Annotated in this window: 13 protein-coding genes and 1 pseudogene; 9 read left to right on the top strand and 5 right to left on the bottom strand. The window is 70.6% G+C overall.

Annotated features, from left to right (window positions below; all coding sequences use genetic code 11):
* Positions 1–12 precede the first annotated feature (12 nt).
* Complete coding sequence (locus IT371_13270; protein ID MCC6748625.1) at positions 13–981, top strand: ankyrin repeat domain-containing protein; 969 nt, start codon at positions 13–15, stop codon at positions 979–981.
* 31 nt (positions 982–1,012) lie between these two features.
* On the opposite strand, the gene IT371_13265 is transcribed toward IT371_13270, so the two are convergent.
* Positions 1,013–1,309: a hypothetical protein gene (locus IT371_13265; protein MCC6748624.1), complete on the bottom strand. Its 297-nt coding sequence runs from the start codon at positions 1,307–1,309 to the stop codon at positions 1,013–1,015.
* A 655-nt stretch (positions 1,310–1,964) separates the two neighbouring features.
* Here IT371_13265 and IT371_13260 point away from each other — a divergent pair.
* The 3 genes and pseudogenes from IT371_13260 to IT371_13250 all read left to right on the top strand — a co-directional run bounded on the left by IT371_13260 (position 1,965) and on the right by IT371_13250 (position 2,958).
* Entirely contained in the window at positions 1,965–2,141 is a 177-nt protein-coding gene (locus IT371_13260; protein MCC6748623.1) for a hypothetical protein, read from the top strand.
* 168 nt (positions 2,142–2,309) lie between these two features.
* Positions 2,310–2,516: pseudogene (locus IT371_13255) on the top strand (DUF4214 domain-containing protein).
* Between the two features lie 115 nt (positions 2,517–2,631).
* Positions 2,632–2,958, top strand: a complete 327-nt coding sequence (locus IT371_13250; protein ID MCC6748622.1) for a PilZ domain-containing protein — start codon at positions 2,632–2,634, stop codon at positions 2,956–2,958.
* A 79-nt stretch (positions 2,959–3,037) separates the two neighbouring features.
* On the opposite strand, the gene recA is transcribed toward IT371_13250, so the two are convergent.
* The 3 genes from recA to IT371_13235 are packed head-to-tail and all read right to left on the bottom strand — an operon-like array spanning position 3,038 to position 6,322.
* Positions 3,038–4,177 (bottom strand): recombinase RecA, encoded by a 1,140-nt coding sequence (recA, locus tag IT371_13245; protein ID MCC6748621.1) that lies wholly within the window; start codon positions 4,175–4,177, stop codon positions 3,038–3,040.
* A gap of 31 nt (positions 4,178–4,208) precedes the next feature.
* Positions 4,209–4,880, bottom strand: coding sequence for an RNA 2',3'-cyclic phosphodiesterase (gene thpR / locus IT371_13240; GenBank protein ID MCC6748620.1), 672 nt, complete (start codon positions 4,878–4,880; stop codon positions 4,209–4,211).
* On the bottom strand, positions 4,877–6,322 hold the full coding sequence (locus IT371_13235) for a competence/damage-inducible protein A (GenBank protein MCC6748619.1): 1,446 nt from the start codon (positions 6,320–6,322) through the stop codon (positions 4,877–4,879). The genes thpR and IT371_13235 overlap by 4 nt, the downstream gene beginning before the upstream one ends.
* 40 nt (positions 6,323–6,362) lie before the next feature.
* On the opposite strand from IT371_13235, the gene IT371_13230 reads away from it, so the two are divergent.
* The gene (locus IT371_13230; GenBank protein ID MCC6748618.1) at positions 6,363–7,142 is read left to right on the top strand and encodes a Stp1/IreP family PP2C-type Ser/Thr phosphatase; all 780 of its coding nucleotides are present in this window, start codon (positions 6,363–6,365) and stop codon (positions 7,140–7,142) included.
* A gap of 18 nt (positions 7,143–7,160) precedes the next feature.
* Here the strand turns inward: IT371_13230 and IT371_13225 are convergent, their stop codons facing one another.
* Positions 7,161–8,594, bottom strand: coding sequence for a HAMP domain-containing protein (locus IT371_13225; GenBank protein MCC6748617.1), 1,434 nt, complete (start codon positions 8,592–8,594; stop codon positions 7,161–7,163).
* Between the two features lie 202 nt (positions 8,595–8,796).
* On the opposite strand from IT371_13225, the gene xseB reads away from it, so the two are divergent.
* The 4 genes from xseB (at position 8,797) to IT371_13205 (ending at position 13,051) form a co-directional block, all read left to right on the top strand.
* The gene (xseB, locus tag IT371_13220; protein ID MCC6748616.1) at positions 8,797–9,084 is read left to right on the top strand and encodes an exodeoxyribonuclease VII small subunit; all 288 of its coding nucleotides are present in this window, start codon (positions 8,797–8,799) and stop codon (positions 9,082–9,084) included.
* A complete protein-coding gene (locus tag IT371_13215) occupies positions 9,081–9,947 on the top strand; it encodes a polyprenyl synthetase family protein (protein MCC6748615.1) in 867 nt (288 codons plus the stop codon). The genes xseB and IT371_13215 overlap by 4 nt, the downstream gene beginning before the upstream one ends.
* Positions 9,925–11,841 carry a 1-deoxy-D-xylulose-5-phosphate synthase gene (locus IT371_13210; protein ID MCC6748614.1) on the top strand — a complete coding sequence of 639 codons (1,917 nt, stop codon included), beginning with the start codon at positions 9,925–9,927 and terminating at the stop codon, positions 11,839–11,841. Before IT371_13215 ends, IT371_13210 begins: the two co-directional genes overlap by 23 nt.
* A 73-nt stretch (positions 11,842–11,914) precedes the next feature.
* Entirely contained in the window at positions 11,915–13,051 is a 1,137-nt protein-coding gene (locus IT371_13205) for a hypothetical protein (protein MCC6748613.1), read from the top strand.
* Positions 13,052–13,115 lie beyond the last annotated feature (64 nt).

The raw sequence follows: 13,115 nt of genomic DNA, 5'->3' as shown, positions 1-13,115 counted from the left end.
GACAGGAGACGCATGAGACGCGCAGTACCCGTGGCCTGTCTCGGCTGGGCGGTGGGCCTCGCCTGGGCGACGCCCGCGGAGGGAGCCAAGCCCCTCCCCGGCGCCTTTCCGCTCCACGAAGCGGCGGCGGCCGGAGACCTGACCAAGGTGCGCGCCCTGGTCGACAGCGGCACGAAGGTGGACGCCCCCGGCGACGACGCGATCACGGCGCTCCTCGTCTCGGCGACCAGAGGACACGCCCCGGTTGCCCGCTACCTGCTGGGGAAGGGCGCGAGCGTGAAGGCACTGACGCACCACCGCCTGAACCTGGCCCACGCCGCGGCACACGGGGGCCTGGTCTGGCTGACCGAACGCGCTCTGGCGGCGGGCCTCGGCCTGGAGAGCACGGACCGCTCGGGACACACGCCGCTGCACCACGCGGTCCTCGGGGGCCACGTCGCGACGGTGGAGTTCCTGCTCGCTAGGGGCGCCGCCCTCGAGGCGCGCAACGCCCAGGGCTACACCCCGCTCGTGAACGCGCTCGACCGCGCGCACGGCCCCGCAGCGCTGCACTTGCTGAGAAAGGGTGCGAACGTGCACGCCGACGCAGGTGGCCACTGGACGCCGCTCGCCTTCGCGATCCTGCGCAAGCTGCCCGCGCTGGCCGAGGAACTGCTCCGGCGCGGAGCCCGCGTCGACGGGGTTCTCGGCGGCGAGCCCGACTACAAGGGCTTCACCCCGCTCGAACTGGCGCTCCACAAGGGCCTCGCGACAGTCGCACGACAGCTCATCGCCAGGGGGGCGAAGGTCACCACGCGCACCGCCGGGCAGTACTACCCCGGCTGGACCGCGCTCCACTTCGCCGCGGCCTCCGGCGACGTGTCGCTCTGCCGTCTCCTGCGTCAGAAGGGTGCGGACCCGACGGCCAAGACCGACAAGGATCAGACGGTGGCCGAGGTGGCCTCGACGAAGGCGGTGGGTCGCGCGTGTGGCGGTAAGTAACGGGGGCGTCTCGCGCGCCCGGCGAGGGGGGCTAGCGAACGGACGGGTGCAGCCAGGCGACCGGGATCAGGTCCGAGCGCACCGGCGCGCGGCAGATCTTGACGTTTGCCGCGGTGGGACAGGACGCGGTGCCGCCGATCTTGCACCCGCGCGCCTTGCAGGCCTCACGCGCCTTCTGCGTGTCGGGACCCGAGTGGCGGCAGTACTGCCCGCAGGAGCTCCCCGAGGTGCAGATGTAGCAGCCGTCCGCCGCCGCCGTCCCGCTCAGCCCCAGCCCTACGCCCAGCGTCAACGCGAACGCCGCCAGACATCCGATCCAGTTCTTCATCGTCGTCCTCCTTGAAGTGAGCGGCGAGGATACCACACGGCGGCGCCGCAGGTGGCGTCGTTCCCGTCGGGATACGCGCTGTGCCACCCGTGTCGCCGGGGCAACGCGGAGCGGAAAGGTCGCGGCGCCTCCAACGACAGGCCACCGCCTCGAAGTGCCAAGTGAATCCCGCCCAGAGGAGATTGGCACGTGCGGTGCTTCAGCCTTCTTGCAGCACCGGACGGCGACGCGACACGCAGGGGGCGACTCCGTAGACCCTCGCGCAGCGCTCGACAGTGCGCAAGGAGGCGCCTATGCGAAGCCCGTTCCTTCGATCGAGCCCCCCCTTCACGCGACCGTGCCGGCACGCTCTCGCGCTCGCCGTCCTGTTCCCTCTGGCAGCCTGTGCGGGGGGCCTCGACGAGACCCCCACCGGAACCGTCGTCCGAGACGAGTCGCCGAGCGGCGCGCGCAGCAGTCGATCCGGCGCCGCAGGTCTCCACACGTCCGCTCACGATCGGCAACCACCCCTCGTGGAACGCCTACCAGGGGGTGATCGACGAGGTTCGGCTCTACGGCGTCGCGCTCTCTCTCGAACGGGTATCGCGATCACCGCGATCCGGGCACCTGCTGGGGCTCCGGCGAGGGCTGCCACACGCAGAACACGGAGCACAACGTGCTCGCCGAGCTCGAGCGGCAGGGGCTACTGGGCATCCCGAACCAGATCGCGTTCGTCGTGACCGAGGGGGTCCCGAGCTGCGGCCAGCCGCGCGCCTGCGTGCCCGTCGAGGCCAACGGGAGCTCCGTGATGCGTCAGGTCAATGTCCTTCCATCCGCCGGTCGGGGCTACTGAATGCGTGCGACCGACGCGAAACCACGTCCTCGCCACACCTCGCGACCAAAGCCAGCCTCTCGCGAGGCCACTGCGTGACCCACCTCTACCGGGCTACTCGACCGCGCGGCCGATGCGCCGGGCTACGCGGGCTGGCTCGCCGCAGGGAACGCGGGTACCGCAACCTGCATCAGCCTCGGACGCGCGTTCGCCACCTCGGCCGAGTGCGTGCGTCGTGCGCGAACGAACTCCGACCTGGTCACCGACCTCTACTTCGGACTGCTCCAGCGTCCCCCCAACGCCGCCGGACATGCCGGCTGGCTGTCTTGGCTCGGCCAGGTGGCGACCCGGGCCGCGGTGATCGACGGCTTCCTCTCGAGGTCGGAGTACGCGGCGGTCTGCGCGCGCTACCCGGCGGCTCCTTTACCGTCCGCTCCGGACCGGAAATTTCGCTCTACGCGAAGGCCGTGGCACGCTGAACGTGGATGTCACCCTCACCGGGAGAAACGCCGTGACGACGATGTACCCCAGCAGCGGACCCGAGCGACGCCACGCGCAGCGCCTGAACGCCGAGATGGAGCTGCTCCTGCGCCTGCCCGACGGGCACCTCGCGGACGACCAGCCGTCGGACACCATCGGGCGCGTCGTGGAGCTCAGCTTCCGCGGCGCGTTCGTGCACACCCCGCGGCTGCTCGACCCGGGCACGGCGGTCGAGTTGACGATCCAGCTCCCCTCGAGCGGAGAGCTCGTCTCGATCGGCGCCGAGGTCGTCTGGGCGGGCGAGCACCCCGACAAGGGGGTGGGAATGGGCCTGGTCTGGTACGCCGACGCGGCCTGACGACGGGTCAGCTCGGTCGCGGGATCCCTCCCATCCGGCTGGGGTCCAACACGCCTCGGGCCGGCAGCTACGCCGGCAGCTAGGCCTTGGCCTTCGCCGCCGTCGGAGCAGCGCTGATCGGCGTCGCCGCCCTGGCCTCCTTGGCCTTGGCCTTGTCTCCGTTGCCCGGCGCGGCCTCGACCGCCGCGCTCGCCGCCGGCGCCGCGTCGGCCTCCTTGATCAGGCCGACCTTCTTCAGCACCTCCTTGCGGATCGCCTCGGCCGTCTCCGGATGGTCCTTCAGGAACTGCTTCGCGTTCTCGCGTCCCTGACCGATACGCTCGCCCTTGAACGCGAACCAGGCGCCGCTCTTGTCCACCACCTCGTGCTGCGTTCCGAGATCCACGAGGTCCCCTTCGTAGCTGATCCCCTCGCCGTACATGATGTCGAACTCGACCTGCTTGAAGGGCGCGGCCAGCTTGTTCTTCACGATCTTGACGCGCGTGCGGCTGCCCACGACCTCCTCGCCCTGCTTGATCGCCCCCACGCGCCGGATGTCGATGCGCACCGTGGAGTAGAACTTGAGCGCGTTCCCGCCGGTAGTGGTCTCGGGGCTACCGAACATCACGCCGATCTTCATGCGGATCTGGTTGATGAAGATGACCAGCGTCTCGCTCTTCGAGATCGTCGCCGTGAGCTTGCGGAGCGCCTGGCTCATGAGCCGCGCCTGCAGCCCCATGTGCGAGTCGCCCATCTCCCCCTCGAGCTCGGCCTTCGGCGTGAGCGCCGCGACCGAGTCCACCACGATCACGCTCACCGCCCCCGAGCGCACCAGCATCTCGGCGATCTCGAGCGCCTGCTCACCGCAATCCGGCTGCGAGACCAGCAGGTCCTCGATCTTCACGCCGAGCTTCTTCGCGTAGCCCACATCGAGCGCGTGCTCGGCGTCGATGAAGGCGCAAACTCCGCCGAGCTGCTGCGCCTGTCCGATGACCTGCAGCGCAAGGGTCGTCTTCCCCGACGACTCCGGCCCGAAGACCTCGATGATCCGGCCCCGCGCCAGTCCGCCGGTGCCGAGCGCGATGTCCAGGGCCAGGGAGCCCGTCGAAATCACCTCCAGCTCCTTCACCAGGCGGTCGGCGTCCCCGAGCCGCATGATCGCGCCCTTGCCGAACTGCTTCTCGATCGAGGCGAGGGTGAGCTCGATGGTCTTGTCTCGGGTCACGGTCTCCATGGCCATGTGCGTCTCCTATCTCGTCGTCCAGCGTCGGTTACGTGTCGTCGTCCCGGGCGTCCTCGGAGCCTTCCTCGCCGTCGCGCGAGGACTCCTCGGCTCGACGCTCCGCTCGCTCGCGCGCGGCGCGCGGCGGCTGCGGAAGCGGGAGTCGAAAGAGGGGCGTGTACTCGGCGTCGCGGCTCGAAAGAACGCTCTGATATAACACCAGCTCGCTGAGAGCGCACTGGTCAACCGGCGCCTCCGGCGCACCAGCGGTGAGATCCCCCCCCCCTTCCCGCACGCGCCCGATCGTCAGGTGGGCGTGGAAGGGACGGGCCTCCGGAGAGAAACCCAGCTCCCCCAGCGCATGCTCGACGCGGGCGGCCAGCTTCTCGAGCGCGCCTCCGGGGCTCTGCACCCCGACCCAGATCACGCGCGGCCGCGCGGGGCTCGGAAAGGCACCGACCCCCTGCACCGTCACCGGGAGGGGTTCGATCCCGGCCACGCACCGCTCGAGCGCGGCGGAGATGGCGGGGACGACCTCGCGAGGGATCTCCCCCAGGAACTTGAGCGTCACGTGCAGGTTGGCCGGAGAGATCCAGCCGAGGCGCAGGCCGAGCCCCGCCGCCTTGGGCTTGAGCTGCCTCTGCAGCTCCGCCACTCGGGTCACCGCTTCCGCGGGAAGGTTCACCGCCACGAAGGCACGCACCCGCTCGAGAGGCTTCATCGCGACGTCTCCTTGGTCCAGCGCCCCTGGAGCAGGTCGCCCGGCTCGGTGAGCTCCCCACGCGCGGCCCGATAGACCAGCCAGAGCCCCACGTACGCCGCGAGGAGCTTGATGCGATCCCGTTCCCCGTAGCGAAACTGCCGTTCGAGGTGCCGCACGCCGGCGGCGCTGGCCAGCGCGAAGTGCACCGTGCCTACCGGCTTGTCGGGGGTGCCCCCCGTCGGACCGGCGATCCCCGAGATGGCGAGACCGAGGGTCGCCCCTGCTCGCTCGCGCACGCCCGCCGCCATGGCCTCTACGCAGGGCTGGCTCACCGCGCCGTGCGTGGCGAGCACCGCCTCGGGGACCCCGAGCAGCGACGTCTTGAAGGCGTTCGCATACGTCACGAGGCCGAGCTCGAAGACCTCGCTCGCCCCCGAGGCCCGCGTGAGCAGGTCGGCTGCGAGCCCGCCCGTGCAGGATTCCGCGAGCGCCACGCGCGCCCCCGCCCCCTTCAGCGCCGCCACGACGGCCTCGCTGAAGGTCTCGCGGTCGGCTCCATAGACGTTCGCCCCCAGCCGGCGCCGCACCTCCGCCTCGAGCGCCCCGAGCGCCGCGTCGGCGGCTCCCGCCGAGCTCCCCGCGTCGGACCGGACCACCAGGATCACGTGGGTCTCGGGGAACTGCGCCCGGTAGTGCACCGAGGCCTGAACACCCGGCGCGGCCGCGCCCGAGAGCAGGTCACGCAGCTCGTGGTCCACCTTCGACTCGGAGAGGCCGAAGGTACGCAGGGTCCGCACGCGCACCGGGGCGAGGCCGAGCTCACGCTCGAGCGCGGGGGCGATCTCCGCGTCGAACATGCCCCGCATCTCCGAGGGCACTCCCGGCACGCAGCAGACGTCGCACGCGCCGACACGCACGGAGAAGCCCGGAGCGGTGCCCCGCGCGTTCGGGAGCAGCCGGGCGCCGCGCGGGATGTAGGCCTGCTTCTCGTTGTTCGGGGTGAAGGCCAGGTTCACGGCGGCGAAGCGCGCCCGAATCGTCTCGAGGGCCGCGGCATCCAGCTCGAGAGGCACGCCGGCCGCCTGCGCCACCGCCGCCGAGGTGCGGTCGTCATCCGTCGGCCCGAGGCCACCGCTCACGAGCAGCACCCGTGCCCGACCTGCCGCCTCCTCGAGCGCCGCCACCAGCGCCGGAAGGTCGTCCCCCACCGAGGTAATGCGGGTTACCGGTAGCCCGAGCTGCCCGAGGCGCGTAGCGAGCCAGCCCGAATTGGTATCGACGAGGTCCCCCCGCAGCAACTCGTCGCCGATGGTGAGGATCTCCGCTGTCGGCTGCACGATGGGGGCCCCGCTCTTAAAGTGCGCGCATCTTAGGGATCCGCCAGAAGAGGTGTCAAGGCAGGGCCCCTTTTCCACGGAATGTAGACGCAAGGTTGGTTGACACTTCCCGCCACCTGACATATTTTTCTGAAAACCATCATGAGTTACGCCCGTTAGGCCCATGCGGATTCGATACGCTGCCAAGACCGACGTTGGGATGAAGCGGACTCACAACGAGGACTACTTCAGCCTAATGGAGGACGAGCAGCTCTTCATCGTCGCCGACGGCATGGGGGGTCATAGCTCGGGCGAGGTCGCGAGCCGCTTGGCCGCCGAAACGGTCAGCGAGTTCTATCAACGGACCAAGGACGAAGACGCGACCTGGCCGTACAAGATGGACCGCAACCTGAGCTACATCGAGAACCGGCTCGTCTGCGGCATCAAGCTCGCCAACTACAAGATCTACGAGGCCGCCTCCAAGGACATCCGCTTCAAAGGGATGGGGACGACCATCGTCACGGCGCTCCTCGGCGGGGACAAGATCTACGTCGCGCACGTGGGAGACAGCCGCTGCTACCGCATTCGCGGCGGAGCGATCCAGCAGGTCACGCGCGACCACTCGCTCCTCGAGGACTACAAGGACGCCAAGCCCGACATGACCGAGGAGGAAGAGCGCAACTTCCCCCACAAGAACGTCATCACGCGGGCCCTCGGCATGCGCGACACCGTCCAGGTGGACATTCGCACCGAGGAGGTAGCGGACGGGGACCTCTTCCTCCTCTGCTCGGACGGACTGTCCGGCATGGTCCCCGACGAGGTGCTGCTGCAGGTGGTGACGGCGAACCCGGACATGGAGCGCGCGGTGGCGGAGCTCGTGGACCAGGCGAACCGGGCCGGCGGCACCGACAACATCACCACGCTGATCCTGCAGTGTGCGAACGCGGCGGCGGAGAAGAAGTAGCAGTCGCCTGCCGCCGCGCTACCGCTCCTCGACCCACACCAGCAACGACATCACGAAGGTCGTCTCTCCGTCGGGCTCGTCGGCCAGCACGAGCCGACCGCCGAAGGACTCGACGATCGATTGCGAGACGGCGAGCCCGAGGCCGGTGCCCTGGCCGGGGGACTTGGTGGTGAAGAACGGGTCGAAGATGCGGCCGCGATCCGCAGGCGGGATCGGCGGGCCGTCGTTGCTCACGCGCAGCTCGATGGACCCTCCCCCTACGAGGCGCGCCTCGAGGCGCACGCGCCCGCGCCCATCCAGGGCGTCCGCCGCGTTCAGCAGCAGGTTCACGAGCACCTGCACCAGCCGTGACGCGCTCGCCGCCGCGAAGGGCAGGTTCTCGAGACCCACGCGCTCGACGGTCACCTGCCTGAAGCGCTGCTGCGGCCCGACGAGCGCGAGGGCCTGCTCCACCACCGCCCCGAGGCTGGTCCGTTCGACGGCCTCCTCTACCGGCCGCGAGTAGTCGAGCAGCTCGCGCACGATCTCGTGGATGCGCTGCGCCTCGGCCTGGATGCGACCGAGCGCGTCCCGCTGCTCCTCGGGAAGCTCGCGGCGCGCGAGCAAAAGCTCGGTGAATCCCACGATCGATTGGAGCGGGTTTCCCACCTCGTGCGCCACCCCGGCCGCCAGGCGCCCGATCGAGGCGAGCTTCTCCGACCGGATGAGGTGCTGCCGTTGCTCCTCGAGCCGCGCGAGCTGCCCCCGCAGCGCCCCCGTCATGCTGTTGAAGGACGCCGCGAGGGACGTCAGCTCGTACGCGCCCTTCTCCTCGAGACGCACCTCCAGGTCGCCTCGCGCCACCCGCTCCGCGGCCCGCTGCAAGCGCTCCACGGGTCGCGCCACGTACCGGCTCAGGACCAGCCCCACGAAGAGCATCAGCACGGCGCTGTCCACGGCCATGAGAATCCAGAAGAGCGTGGGCCAGCTCGGACCCTCGGCGCCGAGCGGGACCACCAGCCGCAGCACCCCGATCGCGCCGCGCGCCCCGAGCAGCGGCGTCACGACCTCGACGACCGGCTCCGCTCCTTCGAGCTCCTGCACCTGCTCCTGCTCGGTGAGCAGCGCGCGTCGCACGAGGGCGTCGCTCCCCGCGGCACCGAGCCGCTCGCCGACCACCGCCCGGACGCGCCGCCCCCGATCGAGGACCAGCACGGAGCGGATGGCGGGCGTCGGGGCGAGCGCCGTGGCCCACCGCCGAAGCGCCGCCGCACCGGACGGGCCCGCATCAAGCAGAGGAGCGGCCGCAGCCCCTAACCCCCGCCCGAGGACGCGCGCCTGCTCGAGGCGCGCCGCGAGGGCCTGCTGCCGGGTGGCCCACCCCGTGATGGCCCCCACCGACAGCGTGGCGACGAGCAGAATCACGGCCAGCCCTCCCAGGAGCTGCGCTCTCAGGCCCACGCTCTTCGCCATCGGGCATCATTGTATACAATGCAGGAGATCGGCTCCTCTTTGTGGCGGGGCCTTCGCGCCGCCCGCCGCGAACCGCTCTGGCGCCGCAAACATCCCTAGATTTCAACGGTTGCCGCGTTCATACAACCACGATACAACCCCATACAATAACCATACAAAGTTGATTGACCTCAAGTCGCGGCTGGGCTAGCCTGCCGACCGCATGGAGCCGACGACGCGAACCGGAGGCGCGGAGGGGGGTGGGCAGGCGGGGCCGGAGCGGTTCGACCAGCTCCTCGCCGACCTCAAGACCATCGTGGAGAAGCTGGAGCGCGCGGACCTTCCGCTGGAGGACGCCTTGCTCGCCTTCGAAAAGGGTGTAGAGCTCTCTCGACGAGGCCAAGCCATTCTGGACGCGGCCGAACGGCGCGTGGAGACCCTGCTCAAGGACGGCCGCACCGAAGCCCTCGAACCGGCGAGGCGCGAGCCCGGCATGGGAGAAACCCGATGAAGTTCGACCTCGATCAGTATCTGACGCAGGTGCGACACGCCCTGGATCAGGCCATGCGCTCGCACCTGCCCGAGGTGGAGACGGCCGACCCTCTCAGCCTGCGCCGCGCGATGGGCAAGGCGGTACTCGCGGGGGGCAAGCGTCTCCGGCCGTGCCTGACCGTGGCTGCCTGCGAGGCCGTGGGAGGGAGCGCCGAGGAGGCTTACGGCGCGGGCTGCGCGGTGGAGCTCGTGCACTGCTACTCCCTCGTCCACGACGATCTGCCGGCCATGGACGACGACGACATGCGCCGAGGGCAGCCGACCTGCCACAAGGAGTTCGGCGAGACGGCAGCGATCCTGGTCGGCGACGCGCTGCTCACCCTGGCCTTCGAGGTGCTGGCCGCCGAGGGGATCAAGCGGCCCGCGCGAGGTTCGGCGCTCTTGCGCGCGGCCCACGAGCTGGCGCGCGCCGCCGGAGCCCGCGGGATGGTCGGCGGGCAGGCCATGGACATGACGCTGAAAGGAACCGAGCCGAGCTTCAAGTTGCTCGAGCTCTGCCACGCGGGAAAGACGGCCGCCCTCTTTTCGGCGGCTGCGGTCGTAGGAGGATTGGCGGGGGGTGGATCGGACCAGCACGTGGAGGCGCTGCGCGGCTACGGCTTCGACCTGGGGATGGCCTTCCAGCACGCGGATGACCTGCGCGATGCGGAATTCACCCACCATCGGGAGCAAGCCCACGCGCGCGCCCTCGAGCTGGCCCACCGGGCGGCCCGGACGGCCGGGCAGTTCGGAAACGGAGGAGCGCCGCTGGCCGCCCTGGCGGAGCTCGTCCATCAACGTGCAAGAGAGTCGATGACCCATGAACTACCTGCACAGAATTAACGGACCGGAGGACCTTCAGCGTCTCTCGGTGGAACAGCTCCCGGCGGTCGCCACGGAGCTCCGGGAGTTCATTCTGGAGGAGATCTCGAAGATCGGCGGACACCTCGGCGCCGCTATGGGCGTGGTGGAGCTGGCCGTAGCCGTGCACTACGCCTTCGAGTCACCGAAGGACCGCGTGATCTGGGACGTGGGCCACCAGGCGCACGCCCACAAGATCCTGACGGGACGGCGCGACCGCTTCCACACCATGAAGCAGGAGGGGGGCCTCTCGGGCTTTCTCAAGCGCTCCGAGAGCCCGCACGACATCTTCGGCGCCGGGCACGCCTCGACCTCGATCTCGGCGGCCCTCGGCATTCGCGAGGGCCTGCGGCTGAAGGACAACGACGGGAAGGTCGTGGCGATCATCGGCGACGGGGCGCTGACCGGGGGCATGGCCTTCGAGGCGCTGAACAACGCCGGCGCGCTGAAACGCGATCTGATCGTGGTGGTCAACGACAACGGCATGTCCATCAGCCCGAACGTGGGCGCGCTCTCCGAGTGGTTCAGCCGCAAGCTCTACGGCGGGCCGATGACGCGCTGGCGTCGGCGGGTGCGCTCCTTCCTGGAGGCCTTCGACCGCGTGGGCGATGACGCGATCCACGTGCTCGAGCACCTGATGGACGCGAGCAAGCACGTGCTCCTCACGCCCGGCGTACTCTTCGAGGGGATGGGCTTCGAGTACATCGGGCCGATCGACGGGCACGACACGCGCGCGCTGGTCGAGACCTTCCGGAACGCGCGGGAGCTCGGCAAGCCGGTCGTGGTCCACGCCTGCACGAGCAAGGGGAAGGGCTGTCCCGACGTGGACAGCGACGTGGAGCGCATGCACGCCGTCGGCCCGCGCGAGGCGTCTACCTCGGGCAAGCCCAAGGCCCCCGCAGCTCCGTCGGGGCCGAGCTACACGGCCGTCTTCGGTGAGACGCTCTGCCAGCTCGCCGAGACCGACCCCCGGGTGGTGGCCATCACCGCCGCCATGCCGCAGGGGACGGGTCTCGTGGAGTTCGCGGAGAAGTACCCGGGGCGCTTCTACGACGTGGGAATCGCCGAGCAGCACGCCGTGACCTTCGCGGCGGGCCTCGCCGTCGAGGGCTTCCGCCCCGTCTGCGCGATCTACTCGTCCTTCCTGCAGCGCGCCTTCGACCAAACGGTGCATGACGTCTGCCTGCAGCACCTGCCGGTGACCTTCTGCATGGACCGCGCGGGGATCGTCGGCGCCGACGGTCCGACCCACCACGGGGTCTTCGACATCTCCTACCTGCGCATGATCCCGGAGATGTCCCTCATGGCGCCGAAGGACGAGGACGAGCTCCGGCACATGCTCTTCACCGCGACCCAGGCGCACGGCCCGGTGGCGATGCGCTACCCGCGCGGGAACGGCGTCGGCGTGCCGCTCGAAGGGCCCCCGAAGCTCCTCCCGTGGGGCAAGGGAGAGGTGCTGCTCGACCGCGGCACCGACCTTCTGATCATCGCGGCAGGGACGATGACCCACGTGGCCCTCGAGGCAGCTGCAGAGCTCGCGAAGGAGCAGGTCGGCTGCACGGTAATCAACGCGCGCTTCCTCAAGCCGCTCGACGAGGAGCTGCTCGTGAAGCGCATCGGCCGCGCCAAGGCGGTCATCACCATCGAGGAGAACGCGCTCGCCGGCGGCTTCGGCTCGGCGGTGCTCGAACTCTGCGCCGACCACGGTCTGAGGCCCGCGCTCCAGCGTCTCGGCATCCCCGACCGCTGGGTCGAGCACGGCAAGCCGGAGCGGCTGCTCGCGAGCTGCGGCCTGAGCGTGGACGGCGTCCTTCAGGCCTATCGGCGCCTCACCGCCGGCAAGCGGGTCGTCGCCCTCGCGGACGCGACCAACTAGACATGGGCGCAGCGGCCGCCCGGCGCCCAAAGCCCACCGCAAAACAACGGCTGTCCGCGTAGCTCTCTTCGCGGTGAACCGGGCAGCCCCCCTTCGCCACCTCCTCCCTCTCCTCCTGCTCGTCTCCGGGCTGGCCCCGACGCTGGGCTGCCGTATGGCCTCTCCCTTCGGACCACCGCGAGTGCTGGACGCGCGGAGCTTCGCCTTCGACGTGGCCTTCCTCGACGCGCGGCGCGTGGCCTGCGCGCTCCTCGAAGGCGGAGCGCATCGCCTGGTGGTCTTCTCCGTCGAGTCGGGGGCGCGGCTCCAAGAATTCTCGGTCGCCGCCGAGAGCGACTGGGTGCACGCTGTGGCGCTGAGCCCCGACGGCCAGCGCGCCGCCGTGGCGCTCCGCAGGGTGCGGGCGCGGGGCGAGGCGCTGGTCGCGTCCGGCCTCGTTAGGGTCCTCGATCTGAAGGCGGGTCGCATCGAGCGCACCTTCTCCGTCGCGACCCCCGTCCGGGCCGTCACCTTCGTGGACCGTGACCACCTGCTCTTCGCCACGGAGGCCTCGCGCACGCGGAGCCGACCGGACGCGCCGGCGGGCGGTCGCGTCTGCGCGGCAGCGCTCGAGGGAGGGGCCCCAACCTGCCGACCGGCCCACGCCGACGATGTGACCGCTCTCGCGCTCGTGCCGTCGGGCTTCGCCTCGGGCTCGGCCGACGGCACGATCCGGTTCTGGAGTCGCGAGCTCGTCCCGCGGGCTCTCGTACGGGCCGGCGGCGCCGTGAACGCGCTGGCCGTCCGACCGGCGCAGCGCGGAGACGCGAGGGCCGAGCAGCTCCTCGTCGCCACCAGCCACGCCCCCGCCCGCCGCACCCCCGCGCTCGTGGCGCTCGAGCGGCGTGGAGGACATCGGGCAGGCCCCGCCCCCGGCGATGCCGTCGAGGTGTGGGACCTCGGTCGGCTCCGCCGCGTCTCCGTGGCCACCCCCCACCGGTTCTACGTCACGGAGCTGGCCGCGAGCCGGGACGGCTCCGCGCTCGCCTCGGGCGGCTGGGACTTCGCGGTGGCCCTCTTTCGCGGCGGCGGCTGGCACCGCCTCGACGCCTTCAGCCAGATCGTCACGGGCCTGGCGTTTTCCCCCTCGGGAGCAACCCTGGCGGTTTCGGCCTGGACCGAGGCGCGATCGGGCTCCCCGTCGTGTCTGCTCCTGCCGCTATCGCGCTAGGCGCCAGCTCGTACGCCGCACCCCATGCACGCCGCACCCCGTTGCAAGGCTGTGCGCCGCCGCA

The sequence above is a fragment of the Deltaproteobacteria bacterium genome, from assembly GCA_020848905.1.
In the GTDB taxonomy this organism is placed as follows: domain Bacteria; phylum Myxococcota_A; class Polyangia.
Note: the sequence above shows the minus strand (reverse complement) of the source record. Positions and strands in the feature narration are given on the sequence as shown.